We start from the raw sequence: 17168 nt of genomic DNA on the forward strand, positions 1-17168 counted from the left end.
AGTCGGAGTGGACACCACGTATGACCACGTTTAGCACACCGAAGCAGTCCGACGGTCGCAAAGCCGGCCGTCGCAGCCCGCTTGCCAGCGTCGCCCTCATCGCGATCGGACTCCTCTTCACCGGAGGCGCATACGCGGCTTTCAGCACGAGCACGGCCAGTGCGGAGACGAACGCTGCGTCGCAGCAAACCGTCGGCGAAGGGCAGAAACTCTTTGCGGCCAACTGCGCCACCTGTCACGGATTGGAAGCAGCGGGCACCAATGCTGGCCCCAGCCTGATCGGCGTCGGCGCTGCATCGGTCGACTTCCAGGTGGGCACCGGACGCATGCCGATGCAGTTGAACGGACCGCAGGCTGAGAAGAAGGCGGTCCAGTTCACAGACGAGCAGATTGTGTCGCTCGCCGCTTACGTGGCGTCCCTTGCGCCGGGTCCGGCACTTCCGGATCCGTCTCTCCTCGACGCCGAGGGCGATGCCGCCAAGGGCGCCGAGTTGTTCCGCATCAACTGCGCAATGTGCCACAACGTCGCCGGCGCCGGTGGTGCCCTCACTCAGGGCAAGTATGCGCCTGCCCTGGCCGGGGTTACGGAGAAGCACATCTACGAGGCCATGGTCACCGGCCCGCAGAACATGCCCGTGTTCAACGACATGAACATTTCCCCGGAGAGCAAGCGGGACATCATTACGTACCTCAAGTACCTGGACAACAACCCGTCCCCCGGTGGATTCGCTCTGGGTGCCCTCGGACCGGTCTCGGAAGGTCTTTTCCTCTGGATCTTCGGTCTTGGGTCGATCGTTGCCCTGACGGTGTGGATCACCGCCAAGTCGAACTGATCACCGACCAGGTCTGACACAAACTGTTTTATGAGAATTCCGATGAAGGAGAACAATGGCCAAGGACGATAACAGCGGGAAGGACTTGACCGCTGCTGACTCGTCGAGCGTCGGGCATGAGGGGGCTCCCGCAGGCACCGCCGTCGTCGTACGGGATGCCGTGGCCAATCCGGGTCTCCCCCCGCACCGACCGCGCGTCACCGACCTCAACCCCAGCGCGGAGCGTCGCGCCGAGCGAACCGTCTACACGCTCTTTTACCTGTCGATCGTGGGCAGTGTGTTCGCGATCGTGGCGTATATGGTCTTCCCGATCATCCCTGAGGAACCGGATTCGGTTCGTCTGAACAACCTCTTCATTGGTCTCGGCCTCACTCTCGCCCTGCTGGCAATCGGCATCGGCGCCGTGCACTGGGGCAAGGCGCTCATGTTCGACCACGAAGGCGTCGACGAGCGCCACCCGGTGCGGGGGTCGGACGAGACCCGCGAACGCGCGGTCGAGATCTTTCACGAGGCCAATGTTGAATCGGGCATCGGTCGCCGTACGCTCATCCGAAACAGCCTCATCGGTGCCTTGATCGCCTTTCCGCTGCCGGCCGTCGTGCTGTTCCGCGGCTTGGGCCCGCAGGACACCAATCCGGCTGCAGCTCTCGAACACACCATGTGGAAGAAGGGCACCAGGCTCGCGATCGACCCCACGGGCACACCGATCAAGGCCTCCGACGTCACCCTCGGCTCGGCCTTCCACGTGATTCCCGAAGGATTGCAGGACCTCGGCCACGGCAAACTCGAAGAGAAGGCCAAGGCCGCAGTTCTTCTGATGAGGCTGAAGCCGGAAGACATCAATGAGACCGCCGACAAGAAGGACTGGTCGTACGACGGCATTGTCGCCTACTCAAAGATCTGCACGCACGTCGGATGCCCGGTCGCGCTTTATGAACAGCAGACCCACACGCTCCTGTGCCCCTGTCACCAGTCGCAGTTCGATGTGACGAACCAGTGCGAAGTCATCTTCGGACCGGCCAAGCGCCCGTTGCCGCAGCTGCCCATCACGGTAGACTCCGAGGGATATCTCATTGCACAAAGCGATTTCACTGAACCCGTCGGACCGAGCTTCTGGGAGCGGAATTGAGCACTACAACTACGACTACTGACTTGGTCGAAACAAAGAAGTCCGGTGGCCTCACCGGGGCCGCCGCGAACTACATCGACGAACGCACCAGCATTTCGACCGCGGTTAAGGAACTGGGTCGCAAGATCTTCCCCGACCACTGGTCTTTCCTGCTCGGTGAGGTTGCCCTCTACAGCTTCGTCATCATCCTGCTGTCCGGTTCGTTCCTCACGTTCTTCTTCAGCGCTTCGATGACGCCGGTGGAGTACGACGGTTCGTACATGCCACTCAAGGGTGTGGAGATGTCTGCCGCGATGGCATCCTCCCTGGACATCTCCTTTGATATTCGTGGCGGGCTCCTCATGCGCCAGGTCCACCACTGGGCAGCACTGCTCTTCGTGGCTGCAATCGGCTTGCACATGCTCCGCATCTACTTCACCGGTGCGTTCCGCAAGCCGCGCGAGCTCAACTGGGTCATCGGGTTTGTTCTGTTCATCCTGGCCATGGCCGAAGGATTCACCGGGTACTCCCTCCCCGACGACCTGCTCTCCGGAAACGGCTTGCGTATCATCGACGGAATGGTCAAGGGCATCCCGCTGGTCGGAACCTGGATTTCGTTCCTCCTCTTTGGCGGAGAGTTCCCGGGCGAGGCGATCGTTGGACGCTTGTACTCCCTCCACATTCTGCTGCTGCCGGCCATTATCGTGGCTTTGATCGCGATGCACCTGCTCTTCGTCGTCGTACACAAGCACACGCAGTACCCCGGAGCCGGACGCACCAACCAGAATGTAGTCGGCTACCCGGTTCTTCCCGTGTACGCGGCCAAGGCCGGTGGCTTCTTCTTCATCGTCTTCGGCATCGTGATGCTGATGGCGTCGCTGTTTACGATCAACCCCATCTGGAACTACGGTCCCTACGATCCCTCCCCCGTTTCGGCCGGAACACAGCCGGACTGGTACATCGGTTTCGCTGACGGCGCCCTGCGCCTGATCCCGCCGGGACTCGAGATGGTCTGGCTGGATCGCACCTGGTCCTTCAACATCCTGATCCCGTTGGTTTCGCTGGGCCTGTTCATCCTGGTCGTGCTTATCTACCCGTTCATCGAGGGGTGGGTCACCGGAGACAAGCGTGAGCACCACATCCTCGACCGTCCCCGGAACGCCCCGACACGCACCGCGATCGGTGCCGCCGGAGTCACGTTCTACGCGGCGCTGTGGGCCACGGCCTCCTCGGACATCATCGCAACGCACTTCAAGGTGACGATGGAAGGCGTGATCCACACCATGCAGTTCCTGGTGATTGTGGGGCCCTTCATCGCCTTCTTCGTGACGAAACGTATCTGCCTGGCTTTGCAGAAGAAGGACCGTGAGATCGTTCTGCACGGTTACGAGTCCGGGCGTATCGTGCGTCTACCCGGTGGCGAGTACATCGAGGTTCACCAGCCCGTTGATGAATACGAGCGCTGGAAGCTGGTCAGCTACAACGACTACAAGCCGCTCATGATCCGCCCGAACGCCAAGGGCAAAATCACGGTGGGCCAAAAGGCTCGTGCCGGACTGTCCCGCTGGTTCTTCGAGGACCGGATCGAACCGGTATCGACCACTGAACTCGTACGGACGCACGACCACCACCACTAGGCTCCGGCCGCGAACACAGAACGGGCATCGATGTCCCTCCAGACCTTGTCGGAGTGGCTTCGGTGCCCGAACTGTTTTCTTCCGCTTTCCCCCGCCGAGCCGCTGACGCTGCGCTGCGGGGCCGGTCACTCCTTCGACGTGAACAAGCGCGGATACGTGTCACTGGCAGGCGGTTCGCGCCGGCTGATCGGCGATAGCGTCGCGATGGTCGACGCGAGAGCACTTTTCCTCGAGACCGGCTGGTACGAGCCGCTGCGCAGCCGCCTTGCTGAGCGGGTGGCGGCTGAGAACCCCTCCCGGGTCATGGACATCGGCTGTGGAACCGGATACTACTTGCAGGGGGTTCTCGCGCTCTGTCCAGATGCGCGCGCCCTGGGAATAGACCTTTCCCCCGTGGCGGTCGGGCGCACAGTGAGCGGCCGGGACAACATCGACGGGCTCGTGGCGGATGTCTGGTCCCCGCTGCCGGTGCGGGACGCATCAGCAGATGTACTCCTTAACGTATTCGCTCCCCGGAACCCGTCTGAATTTCACCGGGTCCTGCGCGAAGACGGTCTGCTCGTCGTCGTCGTGCCGCACGCGTCCCACCTGCAGGAGCTCAGGGCGTCCGGTCTGGCGTTGGACGTGCCCGCGAACAAAGGCGAGCACCTGTCCGAGGCGCTGTCCCCCGCCTTCGAACTGGAAACACGGGACGAGTTGTCGTCTTCGCTGCGCCTCAACCCGGCCCAGGTATCCGCTCTGATCGGGATGGGTCCGTCAGCTCACCACACAGATTTCGACGCGCTGACGGTCCATCTCAGCGGCGTGCAGACCGTCACGGCGTCCTTCGAGTTACTCGGCTACCGTCGCATCACGATCTGAAGCCCGGCAGCCACGCGTAGCGTCCCACGACCTGAGCGAATTCGACGGAGATTCTGTCAGAATCGCACCTCGACGGGCCGGAAAGACGCGTATACCGGAGAATCTCCGTCGAATTCGTTCGAGGCCGTGCGGGCGGGAACTGTGGATCAGGCTGCGTGGACCTGGGAAATTGACCGAACGTGTCGCTCCGAAGCGATGCGACGGGCATGAACACAGGCGGCGTCCAGGACCTGGGTCCTGGACGCCGCCGCTTGTGCCTGAAGCACGTATTCGGTTCGGATCAGCGAGCGAAATTGCCCCGATAGTACTCGTATACCCAGCCGACGAGGCAGATGACGCCGATACCCAACGCGATGATCGAGATCCACACGCCGACAGCCAGCCCCATGAAGAGCAGAGCAGCACTGGCAGCCAAGAGGATGGGCCACCAGCTCCACGGGCTGTAGAAACCAACCTCAGGGTCGCCGTCGTCGATATTCGCGTCAAGACGATCTTCAGGAAGCTCGCCACCCTGAGCACTGTGCACCCGGCTCAGGTAGAACGCGACGAAGCTGAAGAAGATCGCGCACAGGCCGAGTGTGAACGTCCCCGCCCACTCGATCTTGTTCTGGTTAGGGTCAAGAAGACCCCAGACCACATAGGCCGTCGTGACCACCACGAAGAACCCGCTCAGAACCCAAAGGAGATTGACGTTGGCTCTCATTTACTTCGTCCTTTTCGACGCTACGTCGTACGTGGGGGCATCCGGGGCGTCCTTCGCCGGCCCGATTCCGACTGTCATGGGCGCCTCCGGGTGGTTCAGGTCGAACGCGGGGCGCTCGGACCGGATGCGCGGGATGGAGGTGAAGTTGTGGCGCGGCGGCGGGCATGAGGTAGCCCACTCGAGCGAGCCGCCGTGGCCCCACGGGTCGTTCACGGTGACCTGCGGTGCCTTACGGGCGGTGATATAGACGTTCAGGAAGAACGGGATCATCGAGATCGCGAGAATGACCGAACCGACCGTGGACAACTGGTTCATCCAGGTGAAGCCGTCTTCGGGCAGGTACGACGCGTACCGACGCGGCATGCCGACGACGCCCAGCCAGTGCTGCACCAGGAAGGTGGTGTGGAAACCGATGAAGAGGAACCAGAAGTGCCACTTGCCGAGGCTCTCATTGAGCATCTTGCCGGTCCACTTCGGCCACCAGAAGTAGAACCCGCTGAACATCGCGAATACCACGGTTCCAAAGATGACGTAGTGGAAGTGCGCGACGACGAAATAGGTGTCCGAGACGTGGAAGTCGAGCGGCGGCGAGGCAAGGATGACGCCGGTGAGGCCACCGAAGGTGAATGTGACCAGGAAGCCGAGGGCCCACAACATGGGCGTTTCGAAGGTCAGCGAGCCACGCCACATGGTGCCGATCCAGTTGAAGATCTTCACCCCGGTCGGAACGGCGATCAGCATGGTCATCAGGGAGAAGAACGGCAGCAGGACAGAGCCGGTGACGTACATGTGGTGCGCCCAGACCGCCACGGACAGCGCCGCGATGGAGATGGTCGCGTAGATGAGGGTCTTGTATCCAAAGATCGGCTTGCGGCTGAAGACCGGGAAGACTTCCGAAACGATGCCGAAGAACGGCAGCGCAATGATGTACACCTCAGGGTGACCGAAGAACCAGAACAGGTGCTGCCACAGGATGGCTCCACCGTTGGCCGGATCGTAGATGTGCGAGAGGAAAATGCGGTCGGACGCGGCGGCCAGAAGGGCTGCGGCGAGAACGGGGAAGGCCATCAGGATGAGGATCGACGTGACCATGGTGTTCCACGTGAAGATCGGCATCCGGAACATGGTCATTCCGGGGGCGCGCATCGTGATTACCGTGGTGATGAAGTTCACGGCGCCGAGAATGGTGCCGAAGCCGCTCAGCCCAAGCCCGACCATCCACAGGTTGCCACCGACGCCTGGGGAGAACGTCGTACTGGCCAGAGGCTGATAGGCGAACCAGCCGAAGGATGCGGCACCCTGCGGAGTGAGGAATCCACCGACGGCGACGAGACTGCCGAAGAAGAAGGCCCAGAAGGAAAAGGCGTTCAACCGGGGGAAGGCCACGTCAGGGGCGCCGATCTGCAGCGGCATGAGGGAGTTGGCGAACCCGAAGAACAACGGCGTAGCGAACATCAGCAGCATGATCGTGCCGTGCATTGTGAAGAGCTGGTTGTACTGCTCCTTCGTCTGGACGACCTCGAGGCCGGGGGCGAAGAGCTGTGCGCGGATAACCAGTGCCATGACACCGGCAAGACAGAAGTAGACGAACGACGTGATCAGGTACATGTACCCGATGACTTTGTGGTCAGTGGAGGTGATCCACCGGACGATGACGTTGCCCTTGCGCTCGACACCGGTGGGCCGACGCGGGGCAGTGGGGGCTGCCGGCGCGGAAGGTGCCGTAGTGGTAGTAGTAGTCATGGACTAGTTGCCCTCCTGCTCGGTTGGTGCTGTCGTTCCTGGCAGATTTTGGTTGCGTGCGTAATCGAGGCCGAGCTGGCCGTCGTTGCCTGCAGCACGCAGGGAGTCGATGTACGACTCGTAGTCTGCCTCGGACACGACCTCGACCGTGAAGAGCATCAGCGAGTGATTCTCGCCGCACAGTTCGGCACACTTTCCGTCATAGGTGCCGATGCGCTCCGGGATGATCGACATGTAGTTGGTCTTGCCGGGGATCATGTCTTTTTTGTACAGGAAGTCAACGACCCAGAATGAGTGGATGACGTCGCGGGCGTCGAGCGCCAGTTCAACCTTCTGGCCGACCGGCAGGACGAGCGTGGGGATCTCAGACTGAACCAGCGAACCGGCGGGGCCGTCGACGTCGGGCTGGCCCTGGATGCCGGCACTGTAGACGTCTTCGTTGACGTAGTTGAAGTCCCAAGCCCACTGCTTGCCGATGACCTGGATTTTGACCTCCGGCTCATCGAAACGAGCCTCGATCTCTGCCTGGTCCCGCGCGGTGAAGGCGAAGAAGCCGACCACGAGAATAAGGGGAACGACCGTGTAGAAAATCTCGATCGGCATGTTGTAACGAAGCTGCACCGGAAGGCCGGTCTGACCCTTGCGGCGGCGGTAGACAACGACGGCCCAGATGATGAGCCCCCAAGTGATGAGCCCCACAATCATCAGAACGATCCACGACGTGGTCCACAGCCCGGAGATGCGCTCCGTCTGGTTGGTTACCGCCGGCTCACCCTCGATGAAGCCGGGGAGGTAGCCATGAAGCTGGGCTTGCGAGCAACCTGCGAGAACGAGGGCCAACGACGCTGCGATCGGAATTGCAGCCCATCGGAGACGATGGTTTTTGCGCACCAGTAACCTTTCGGTGAGACTCGACGACACTTAACTGGAAGTGCTTCTATAGACTTCCAGCCTACTGCGGGTGGCACGTTCCGTTGTGCAAGAACCGGCCTCCGAGATAACGAATTCGCCGCCAGTCATAGTATTTGCGGTGATACGAGCCCGTCGCGCTTTGTCTGGCGCCGGTGGGTCAGCTGAAGGAATCTCCACATGCGCAGCTTCCGCCGGCGTTCGGATTGTCGATCGTGAACCCCTGCTTTTGGATGGTGTCCTCGAAGTCGATGGATGCCCCGTCCAGGTAGGGGACACTCATTTTGTCAACGACGATCTCTACCCCATCGAAGTCGACGAGAGCGTCACCGTCGAGTAGCCTCTCGTCGAAGTAGAGCTGGTAGATGAGGCCGGAGCAGCCGCCGGGTTGAACGGCAACGCGCAGGCGAAGGTCCTCGCGGCCTTCCTGGGCGAGCAGGGTGCGTACCTTGTCAGCGGCGGTGGCGCTCAGGCCAACGCCATGGGCGGCTGTGCTGGCGACGACTGTGTCGGTCATGGTGCTCCTCAGTGTTCGAGTCGTTTTCACACGGTTTTTCGCGGCGGCTGGATGTCCGGTGGTGGCCACGAAGATTGTACCGACCACAACCGGGAATACACCCTCTGCATTCCCGGATTTCTGCGCTCTCGGTCGGGTCAGCTCCCGGTGCGCTGATTCAGACGGCCGAGTAGGAAGGCCTCACTGAGGATGGCCCGCTTGAACACTCCGAGATGCAGAGATTCGTTGGGGCTGTGCGCCCTGGAATCCGGGTCCTCGACCCCGGTGACCAAGATCTGAGCATCCGGAAACACCCGCACCAGGTCGGCGATGAAGGGGATGGACCCGCCGACGCCGATGTCCACCGGGCTTTCGCCCCAGGCTTCGGCCATGGCGCTCCGCATCTCAGCGACGGCCCAGCCGCCCGTGTCGACCAGGAAGGCCTCCCCCGTGTCGACGTCATCGATGTCGATTCGGGCGCCGAATGGAGCCTTGGCGTGCAGATGCGCCTCGAGCGCACGGAACGCTTCGTCCGCCGACTGACCGGGAGCGATCCGGGTGCTTAGGCGAACGGTGACGGCCGGGGTGAGCGTGTTCGACGCGTTGGCCACGGACGGCGCGTCGATCCCGGTGATTGTGATGGCCGGCTGGGACCAGATCCGGCTGAGCACCGAGCCGTGACCGATCGGGCCGACGCCGTCGGTGAGCCCGGTTTCCAGGCGGAGCTGCTCCACCGAGTAGTCCGGAGTCGGAACATCGATGCTCGTCAGCCCGCGGACCGCGACGGCGCCGTCGTCGGCGTACAGGCTGTCGAGCAGACGAACGACGGCCATCATTGCGTCGGGAACCGCTCCCCCGAACATGCCCGAGTGCGACGCGTGGTCAAGGGTGCGTACCGTCAGTCGGAACGTGACATTGCCGCGCAGCGCCGTGGTCAGTGCGGGGGTGTTGATGTCCCAATTGTTCGAATCTGCGACGACTATGGCGTCCGCGCGCAGGGACTCCCGGTTCTCCTCCAGGAAGGTGGTGAAGGACCGGCTGCCGAACTCTTCCTCGCCTTCGATGAAGAGCGCCAGGCCGAGGTCGAAATCGGGTCCTTCTGCTTCCACGAGAGCTCGGATCGACGCGATGTGGGCCATGACTCCCGCCTTGTCGTCCGCCGCACCGCGTCCGTAGAGGCGGTCGCCACGCACGGTCGGTTCGAACGGGTTGGAGTCCCAGTCCGCATCCTGGCCGGGGGGTTGCACATCGTGGTGCGCATAGAGCAGAACCGTCGGGCGCCCGTTGCGTGCCGCGCGCGTGGCCAAAACGGCCGGATGGCCGAGTTCGGCACCGCCCGGGATCCCGGCTCGCTTGATCTCGACCGATTCGAACACCCCGAGGTCGCGGACCAGGACCGCGACGGCATCCGCGCTGGTGGCCACCTGAAGTGCGTCGAAGGCATCCCAGGAGACGGAGGGAATCCGCACCAGGGAGCACAGGTCGGCAATGGTCGTGGGAAGGCCGCGTTCGACTGCCGCACGAAGAGCCGGGGCGGCCGGTGAGATTGCCGGGGGCGCTGTTTCTTGAATATCGGTCATCAGGTAATCTTAAGGCAACCAATTGCAAGGAACTGATGTGGCTAAGCCTGTGAACCCAGACGCACAACCATCCATGGAGACCCCGGACGAGACCAGGTCTCGCCTCGCGGCCACCCACCCTGTCGGCAAAGGGCAGGCGACGCCCAGCCGCAAGCAGCAAGAGGCTCTGAATCGGCGCCCGCTTGTTCCAGATGACCGCAAGCTCGCGGCCAAGCAGGCCAGAGGCAAGGCCGCCGAGGCTCGCGAGCGTGCCCGGGTGGGTATGGCTGCCGGAGATGAGAAGTTCCTCCCCGTGCGCGACCGCGGTGTGCAGAAGCGCTTCGTGCGCGACTTTGTCGACGCCCGCTTCAACGTGGGCGAATTCATGATTCCGGTGATGTTTCTGGTCATCCTGCTCAGCGTATTCCCCGACGCGGCCGTGCAGACGTACGGAATCCTGGGCCTGTGGGCCTTCGTCATCGTCGCCGTTGTCGACTCCGTCATCCTGGGCTTTATCGTCACGCGCAAGCTCAATGCCAAGTTCGGCGCTGAGAAAGCCGAGCGTGTGCGCTGGTACGCAGCGATGCGTGCACTGCAACTGCGTGTGCTTCGCCTGCCGAAACCACAGGTCAAGCGCGGCCGCTACCCCGCCTGACGCCGGAACTTCTCACGCGCTCAGGCGGAGAAGGTCCCCGACCTGATCAAGGGCACGCGGAGTTCCTCGTCCGTCAGCGATCCGTGCTGACCGATCATCGAACGTGCGGACTGATTCGGCTCGCGGGAGTCGTAGTAGGCGATGAGCTTGCGCGCGGCCACGATCACGTCGCCGATGCGAGGCAAAACCTCGGGTGCAACATCGCCGAACAGCCCGGACTCGACTGCTTCCGCGCGGCTGAAGACCCAGGCGCGGTGGCCTTCAATACCGCGCCACGTATCGGCGAGGGCCGCGCCTGAGTCGGAACCGAGTTCGGGTTCGAGGTAGAGGTGCAGGCACCGGGGATCCCCGCCGATGTGGCGGACGCCGCCGATGAGTTCGGGGACCGTGTCGAAGAGCACGTGTCTGGTCATCGGGACGTCGATGATTCCGTGGTCGGCCGTGACGAGGAGACCCTCATCGGCTTTCAGTGCGGCTGCGAAGCGGGCGGCCGCGCCGTCGAGGTTCTCCAGCGCGGCCAACCACCGTTCGGACTCCCAGCCGTGCGCGTGGGCGGCCACATCCAGCTCGGGGACGTAGACGTAGACGAGGGCGCGCGGCTCGGTGTCCAGAAGGTGTCGCGCGGCGGCAAACCTGTCGGACACGCTCTCCGCGGGTACGTAGTGCGCGCCGCGAAGCGCCGCCTGGGTGAAGCCGGATGTGGTGTACCGGCGGGGTCCGATGGCGAAACCGCGGATGCCGGCATCCGCGGCCCGTTCGAAGACGGTGCGCGCACGCTGCCAGGTCTCCGGTCGCATGTCGTCGTCCCAGCCGGTCAGCTGGTTCACCACACGGTCCCGGTCGGCGTCTCGGACCCGGTAGCCGACGAGTCCGTGCTGCCCGGGTGCGACACCCGTGGTAAGGGTCGTGATGCCTGCAGCCGTGGTGGATGGGAAGACGCCGTCGACCACGCTGGACTTGGTCAGTAGCGAGTTCAGGAATCGGGCGTGCCCAGGACGGGCTCGGAGGGAACTGACGCCGAGGCCGTCCGCCAGAAGGACGACCGCCTTGTTCGTCTGGCCGAGGTCCAGAATGTTGGAAAGGCCCTCGATCGATGACAGGGAACTTGTGAGAACGTCGGCAAGGCGCAGGGTGCCGAATTGGCGGGCCGGTAGCATGGGGGGCATCGTGCCAAGTCTGACATAGACAGGGCCGGATCGATCCAGCGCCTACCCGACAGCGCGCGTCCCTCAACGCACGCCTCACCAGAATTCACGAATGAGCCGTTCAGACAGCACCACGCCCGCCACGTTCACCGAGCGCATCGAAGACGTCGATGTCTCCACCGAGATGCAGGGCTCGTTCCTCGAATACGCCTACTCGGTCATCTACTCCCGGGCGCTCCCGGACGCCCGGGACGGGCTCAAGCCAGTGCAACGGCGCATCCTTTATCAGATGAGCGAGATGGGGCTCCGCCCCGATCGCGGCCACGTCAAGTCGGCGCGGGTCGTCGGCGAGGTCATGGGAAAGCTGCATCCGCATGGCGACACCGCGATCTATGACGCTCTCGTGCGCATGGCGCAGGCGTTCACGCTCCGGGTCCCTTTGATCGACGGCCACGGCAACTTTGGCTCGCTCGATGACGGGCCGGCCGCCCCGCGGTACACCGAGGCCAGGCTGGCCGCGCCGGCCCTGGCCATGACGGAAAACCTCGACGAAGACGTCGTCGACTTCGTACCCAACTACGACAACCAGCTCACCCAGCCGGACGTTCTCCCGGCCGCCTACCCCAACCTGCTCGTCAACGGCGCGAGCGGTATCGCCGTCGGCATGGCCACCAACATGGCTCCGCACAACCTGATCGAGGTCGTCGGCGCGGCGCGGCATCTGCTCGCCCACCCAGACGCGACCCTCGAGGACCTGATGGAGTTCGTCCCGGGGCCTGACCTGCCCACCGGCGGCACGATCGTCGGGCTGACGGGAATCATGGATGCCTACGCAACCGGGCGCGGCAGTTTCAAGACCCGGGCGCGGGTATCCGTCGAAGCCATCACCGCCCGCAAGGCCGGTCTCGTGGTCACCGAACTTCCCTATCTGGTCGGGCCCGAGCGGGTCATCGAGAAGATCAAGGACGGGGTCAATTCCAAGAAGCTCAGTGGCATCTCCGATGTCACCGATCTGACGGACCGCACCAAGGGACTCCGTCTCGTCATCGGGATCAAGACCGGTTTCAGCCCGGAGGCCGTGCTCGAGCAGTTGTACCGGGTGACCCCGCTCGAGGACTCCTTCAACATCAACGCGGTGGCCCTCGTCGACGGCGGCCCGCAGACACTGGGTCTGCGGGAACTCCTGCTCGTCTACATCGGACACCGAATCGAGGTCGTGACCCGGCGCTCGGCCTACCGACTGGCCCGACGAACGGAGCGTCTGCATCTCGTCGAAGGCCTACTGGTGGCAATCCTGGACATCGACGAGGTGATCCAGGTCATCCGCGCCAGCGACGACAGCGAGCAGGCGCGCGCCAAGCTGATCGACGTTTTCGACCTGAGCCAGATTCAAGCCGAGTACATTCTCGAGCTCCGCCTGCGGCGCCTGACCCGCTTCTCACGCATCGAACTCGAAACCGAGCGGGATCAGCTGCTGGCGGAGATCGCGGCGCTGAAGAAGCTTCTCGGCAGCAGGGCCTCCATCCGCACCCTGGTGTCCGACGAACTGGCCTCGGTGGCCGAGCGTTTCGGCACGCCGCGGCGAACCCTGTTGACCGAGGCCAAGGCGAATGTCGCCGGCGCCAACAGCGCCGCCGCCAAGCGGAAGGCCGCCATCCTCGAGGTGACGGACACCCCGACCCGGGTCTACCTCAGCGTGACGGGTAAGATCGCCCGGGTGGAGATTCCGGCCGGCACCACTGTCCAGCCGGAGCGGATCACGCCGGCTCAGAGGCGCAGCAAGCATGATGCCGTCCTGTCCGTTCTGGACACGACCAGTCGCACGGAGATCGGAGCGGTCACCAACCTGGGACGGCTCATCCGCTTCTCCCCCGTCGACCTCCCCTTGCTGCCGCCGACCTCGGTCCAGCTCGGGGCCGGCGTACGCGTGCGCGACTACCTGGCCCTGCCCAACACGGCGGAGAAGATCGTCGCGCTCGTCGCGCTCGATTCCAAGCATTCGATCGTTCTCGGGACCAGACAGGGCATCGTGAAGCGCGTCACCCCCGGCGACTGGGCAAACAAACCCGATTTCGAGATCATCGCGCTGAAGCTCAATGACATGGTGGTCGGCGCGGCGCAGGGTGCGGAAGACGACGAACTCGTCTTCATCGCCTCCGACTCACAGCTGTTGCGTTTTCCTGCCGGGTCGGTGCGCCCGCAGGGGCGCACCGCCGGCGGTATGGCGGGCATCAAACTGGCCGCGGACGCGCACGTGGTGTATTTCACCAGCGTGGAAACGCACGGCGCTGCGGCGCTCGTGGTTGCGACCGTCGCGACCGGCAGCCACACCCTGCCCGGAACAGACCCGGGCAGCGCCAAAGTGTCCGACTTCTCCGAGTACCCGGCGAAAGGCCGGGGAACGGGTGGGGTGCGCTCCCAGCGGTTCCTGAAAGGCGAGGACACCGTCTCCGTCGCGTGGGTGGGGCCTCTGCCGGCCCGGGCGGTCGCGTCGGACGGCACACCCCGCATGCTTCCTGAATCAGGGTCGCGACGTGATGCGTCCGGGGCCATGCTCGACTCCGTGATCGGCGCCATCGGCGCCCGGATCGGCTGACGCCCGAGCGCGATCTCCAGCCATGTGCGGAGGGTGGTGCGTTATGGTGGCCAGATGACACACCTCGACGATTCCGCCATTCTCGTCCTCGGCGCCTCGGGGGGTCTGGGAAGTGAAATTGCCCGACTTCTGGCTGCCGGCGGCGCCCGACTCGTCCTGAGCGGGCGCAACCAGGCGAAACTTGAGGCGCTCTCGATTCCCGGAACCCCGCTCGCCGCCGACCTCACCGATCCGGACGCAATCACGACTCTCGTCGCCGACGCGATCAGCGTGAACGGACGGCTCGACGGCATCGTCAACGCGTCGGGGGTCGTTGCCTTCGGACCGGCGATCGAGGTGAGCGATGAGACGCTCGCCGAGCTGTTCGCCGTGAACACGCTGGCACCGATCCGCCTGCTCCGTGCGGCTCGGGCCGCGCTGAGCGAATCCGCAGAGCAGGGGCGAGAGCCCTTTATCGTCACCCTCAGCGGCGTCGTCAGCGAGAGCCCCACTGCCAACCTCGCCGCATACTCGGCGTCCAAAGCCGCCCTCGCTGCCTTCGGCCAGGCCGCCGGCCGGGAACTGCGGCGTAGCGGCATCCGCATTCTGGACGCGCGGCCCGGTCACACCGAGACCGAACTCTCCACTCACCCGATCTCCGGAATCGCCCCCCGCCTGCCGGCCGGCTACCCTCCGGTCGTCGTCGCCCAACGCGTCGTCGACGCCATCATCAACGGCGAACGCGACTTGGCGAGCACATCGTTCCACTCGTAGCCCCCCCGGTCTGGGGCGTCACACGTCGATACGGTCGCGACTCAGTTTGTCCGAGCTCTCGATGATGAATTCCTTGCGCGGCGCGACGTCGTTGCCCATCAGGAGCTCGAAGACGTTTCCGGCCATCTCCGCGTCGGCGACCCGCACGCGGCGCAGCGTGCGATGCGCCCGCTCCATCGTCGTCGTCGCGAGCTGGTCGGCATCCATTTCGCCGAGGCCCTTGTAGCGCTGGATCGGATCCTGGTAGCGCTTGCCGCTTTTCTTGAGTCCGGCGAGCACAGCCTGAAGCTCCACCTCCGAATATGTGTAGATGGTCTCGTTCGGCTTCGTGCCCGGGTTCATCACCACGACCCGGTGGAGCGGCGGTACGGCCGCGAAAACGCGTCCCTCCGTGATCATCGGGCGCATGTAGCGGAAGAACAGAGTGAGCAGCAGCGTGCGGATGTGCGCGCCGTCGACATCCGCGTCGCTCATGATGATGACCTTGCCGTAGCGCGCGGCTGACAGGTCGAAACTTCGTCCGGACCCGGCGCCGATCACCTGGATGATCGACGCGCACTCGACGTTCGACAGCATGTCGGCAACGGATGCCTTTTGCACGTTCAGGATCTTGCCGCGAATGGGGAGGAGTGCCTGGTGCTCGCTGTCCCGGGCGAGCTTGGCCGTGCCCAGGGCGGAATCTCCTTCGACGATGAAGAGCTCGCTCGTCGAGACATCATTGCTGCGGCAGTCGACCAGTTTCGCGGGCAGGGACGAGCTCTCCAGCGCGTTCTTCCGGCGCTGGGTTTCCTTGTGGGCGCGAGCCGAGATTCGCGATTTCATCTCGGCCACGATCTTGTCCAGCACCACCGCGGCCTGCGTTTTGTCGTCGCGCTTCGTGGACACGAAACGCTCGTTCATGGCTTGGGCGACTACGTTGGCCACGATGGCGCGAACCGCGGGGGTGCCGAGCACCTCCTTGGTCTGCCCCTCGAATTGAGGCTCGGGAAGCCGCACGGTGAGCACTGCTGTGAGGCCGGCCATCACGTCGTCCTTCTCCAGCTTGTCCGACCCCATTTTGAGCCGTCGAGCGTTCAGCTCGACCTGCGCACGCAAGAACTTGAGCAGGCCCGCGTCGAACCCGGCCTGGTGCGTTCCGCCCTTCGGGGTGGCGATGATGTTCACGAAGCTGCGGACATCCGTATCGTAACCTGTCCCCCAACGGAGGGCGATGTCCACGGCACAGTCCCGGACCAGCTCGGTAGGCACCATGGCACCCGTCGGGGTCAGCACCGGGACAGTCTCCCGGAAGGTCCCGTTTCCGGTCAGTCGCCAAGTGTCGGTGATCGGGCTGTCGGTGGCGAGGTGATCGACGAACTCCGAGATCCCGCCCTCGAACATGAAGGACTCGAGCACGTGCACGTCTGTGCGCTCGTCTACGATCTCGATCCCCAGGCCCGGGACGAGAAAGGCCGTCTGACGCGCTCGCTCGAGCAATTCCTCGGTCTGAAACGACGCACCCTTCGTGAAGATCTGACGGTCGGCCCAGTAGCGCACCCGCGTCCCGGTCACACCGCGCTTGACCTTGCCGATGACGCGTAGTTCGCTCTGCTTCTCAAAGGGCGTGAACGGCGCGTCGGGGCTCTTCTTCCCCGAGTCCGCGAAAATCCCGGGTTCGCCGCGGTGGAACGACATGGCCCAGGTCTTGCCGTCACGGTCGACCTCGACATCGAGGCGCTCGGACAGGGCATTGACGACGGATGCGCCCACGCCGTGGAGGCCACCGGACGCGGCATACGATCCGCTGCCGAATTTGCCGCCGGCATGCAGTTTGGTGAAGACGACCTCGACGCCGGTCAGTCCCGTCTTCGGCTCGATGTCAACCGGAACGCCCCGAGCCGTGTCGCGCACCTCCACGCTCTCGTCAGCATGGAGCACGATGTCGATGCTGGTGCCGAAGCCGCCCAGTGCCTCGTCGACCGAATTGTCGATGATCTCCCAGAGACAGTGCATGAGGCCGCGCGAGTCGGTGGACCCGATGTACATGCCCGGGCGTTTGCGAACCGCTTCCAGTCCTTCGAGGACTGACAGGTGGCGGGCAGAATAATCAGAAGAACTCACAACGATCAAGAATACCGAACCAACGCCCTCCCCCCGGTCATCAACACCCGATTGAAGTGCGCTACGCGGT

The 17168-nt window shown here is 63.9% G+C and carries 14 protein-coding genes; 7 read left to right on the forward strand and 7 right to left on the reverse strand.

What is annotated here, in order from left to right:
- The first annotated feature begins 20 nt into the window (after positions 1–20).
- From E3T34_RS10020 to E3T34_RS10035, 4 genes are read left to right on the forward strand one after another with little or no spacing between them, the layout of a single operon-like run.
- On the forward strand, positions 21–833 hold the full coding sequence (locus E3T34_RS10020; protein WP_134342895.1) for a cytochrome c: 813 nt from the start codon (positions 21–23) through the stop codon (positions 831–833).
- A 55-nt stretch (positions 834–888) separates the two neighbouring features.
- Positions 889–1962 (forward strand): ubiquinol-cytochrome c reductase iron-sulfur subunit, encoded by a 1074-nt coding sequence (locus E3T34_RS10025; RefSeq protein WP_134342896.1) that lies wholly within the window; start codon positions 889–891, stop codon positions 1960–1962.
- Complete coding sequence (locus tag E3T34_RS10030) at positions 1959–3578, forward strand: ubiquinol-cytochrome c reductase cytochrome b subunit (RefSeq protein ID WP_174720218.1); 1620 nt, start codon at positions 1959–1961, stop codon at positions 3576–3578. Before E3T34_RS10025 ends, E3T34_RS10030 begins: the two co-directional genes overlap by 4 nt.
- A gap of 30 nt (positions 3579–3608) precedes the next feature.
- Positions 3609–4439 (forward strand): methyltransferase domain-containing protein, encoded by an 831-nt coding sequence (locus E3T34_RS10035; protein ID WP_134342897.1) that lies wholly within the window; start codon positions 3609–3611, stop codon positions 4437–4439.
- Positions 4440–4719: 280 nt separating this feature from the next.
- Here E3T34_RS10035 and E3T34_RS10040 read toward each other — a convergent pair whose 3' ends face one another.
- The 5 genes from E3T34_RS10040 to E3T34_RS10060 form a co-directional block, all read right to left on the reverse strand.
- On the reverse strand, positions 4720–5142 hold the full coding sequence (locus E3T34_RS10040; RefSeq protein ID WP_104102028.1) for a cytochrome c oxidase subunit 4: 423 nt from the start codon (positions 5140–5142) through the stop codon (positions 4720–4722).
- Positions 5143–6885, reverse strand: coding sequence for a cytochrome c oxidase subunit I (gene ctaD / locus E3T34_RS10045; RefSeq protein WP_104102025.1), 1743 nt, complete (start codon positions 6883–6885; stop codon positions 5143–5145).
- A 3-nt stretch (positions 6886–6888) separates the two neighbouring features.
- Positions 6889–7776 (reverse strand): cytochrome c oxidase subunit II, encoded by an 888-nt coding sequence (gene coxB / locus E3T34_RS10050; RefSeq protein WP_104171124.1) that lies wholly within the window; start codon positions 7774–7776, stop codon positions 6889–6891.
- 178 nt (positions 7777–7954) lie between these two features.
- Complete coding sequence (locus tag E3T34_RS10055) at positions 7955–8311, reverse strand: iron-sulfur cluster assembly accessory protein (RefSeq protein WP_104102019.1); 357 nt, start codon at positions 8309–8311, stop codon at positions 7955–7957.
- Positions 8312–8448: 137 nt separating this feature from the next.
- On the reverse strand, positions 8449–9870 hold the full coding sequence (locus tag E3T34_RS10060; RefSeq protein ID WP_104102016.1) for a dipeptidase: 1422 nt from the start codon (positions 9868–9870) through the stop codon (positions 8449–8451).
- Positions 9871–9943: 73 nt separating this feature from the next.
- On the opposite strand from E3T34_RS10060, the gene E3T34_RS10065 reads away from it, so the two are divergent.
- Positions 9944–10504 (forward strand): DUF3043 domain-containing protein, encoded by a 561-nt coding sequence (locus tag E3T34_RS10065; RefSeq protein WP_104102013.1) that lies wholly within the window; start codon positions 9944–9946, stop codon positions 10502–10504.
- Between the two features lie 20 nt (positions 10505–10524).
- On the opposite strand, the gene E3T34_RS10070 is transcribed toward E3T34_RS10065, so the two are convergent.
- Positions 10525–11670: an alkaline phosphatase family protein gene (locus tag E3T34_RS10070; RefSeq protein ID WP_198411512.1), complete on the reverse strand. Its 1146-nt coding sequence runs from the start codon at positions 11668–11670 to the stop codon at positions 10525–10527.
- Between the two features lie 91 nt (positions 11671–11761).
- Between E3T34_RS10070 and E3T34_RS10075 the strand changes: the two genes are divergently transcribed.
- Both E3T34_RS10075 and E3T34_RS10080 read left to right on the forward strand, forming a co-directional pair.
- On the forward strand, positions 11762–14245 hold the full coding sequence (locus E3T34_RS10075) for a DNA topoisomerase (ATP-hydrolyzing) subunit A (protein WP_104102007.1): 2484 nt from the start codon (positions 11762–11764) through the stop codon (positions 14243–14245).
- A gap of 54 nt (positions 14246–14299) precedes the next feature.
- Positions 14300–14998, forward strand: coding sequence for an SDR family oxidoreductase (locus E3T34_RS10080; protein ID WP_104102004.1), 699 nt, complete (start codon positions 14300–14302; stop codon positions 14996–14998).
- An 18-nt stretch (positions 14999–15016) separates the two neighbouring features.
- On the opposite strand, the gene E3T34_RS10085 is transcribed toward E3T34_RS10080, so the two are convergent.
- Complete coding sequence (locus tag E3T34_RS10085; protein WP_134342898.1) at positions 15017–17098, reverse strand: type IIA DNA topoisomerase subunit B; 2082 nt, start codon at positions 17096–17098, stop codon at positions 15017–15019.
- Positions 17099–17168 lie beyond the last annotated feature (70 nt).

The sequence above is a fragment of the Cryobacterium sp. TMT1-62 genome (genome assembly GCF_004403145.1).
In the GTDB taxonomy this organism is placed as follows: domain Bacteria; phylum Actinomycetota; class Actinomycetes; order Actinomycetales; family Microbacteriaceae; genus Cryobacterium; species Cryobacterium sandaracinum.

Excerpts from the sequence above, each read along its gene's own strand:
- E3T34_RS10020 (WP_134342895.1), top strand. The coding sequence starts at position 21 with ATGACCACGTTTAGCACACCGAAGCAGTCCGACGGTCGCAAAGCCGGC.
- E3T34_RS10025 (WP_134342896.1), top strand. The coding sequence starts at position 889 with ATGGCCAAGGACGATAACAGCGGGAAGGACTTGACCGCTGCTGACTCG.
- E3T34_RS10035 (WP_134342897.1), top strand. The coding sequence starts at position 3,609 with ATGTCCCTCCAGACCTTGTCGGAGTGGCTTCGGTGCCCGAACTGTTTT.
- E3T34_RS10040 (WP_104102028.1), bottom strand. The coding sequence starts at position 5,142 with ATGAGAGCCAACGTCAATCTCCTTTGGGTTCTGAGCGGGTTCTTCGTG.
- ctaD (WP_104102025.1), bottom strand. The coding sequence starts at position 6,885 with ATGACTACTACTACCACTACGGCACCTTCCGCGCCGGCAGCCCCCACT.
- E3T34_RS10055 (WP_104102019.1), bottom strand. The coding sequence starts at position 8,311 with ATGACCGACACAGTCGTCGCCAGCACAGCCGCCCATGGCGTTGGCCTG.
- E3T34_RS10060 (WP_104102016.1), bottom strand. The coding sequence starts at position 9,870 with ATGACCGATATTCAAGAAACAGCGCCCCCGGCAATCTCACCGGCCGCC.
- E3T34_RS10065 (WP_104102013.1), top strand. The coding sequence starts at position 9,944 with ATGGAGACCCCGGACGAGACCAGGTCTCGCCTCGCGGCCACCCACCCT.
- E3T34_RS10070 (WP_198411512.1), bottom strand. The coding sequence starts at position 11,670 with ATGCCCCCCATGCTACCGGCCCGCCAATTCGGCACCCTGCGCCTTGCC.
- E3T34_RS10075 (WP_104102007.1), top strand. The coding sequence starts at position 11,762 with ATGAGCCGTTCAGACAGCACCACGCCCGCCACGTTCACCGAGCGCATC.
- E3T34_RS10080 (WP_104102004.1), top strand. The coding sequence starts at position 14,300 with ATGACACACCTCGACGATTCCGCCATTCTCGTCCTCGGCGCCTCGGGG.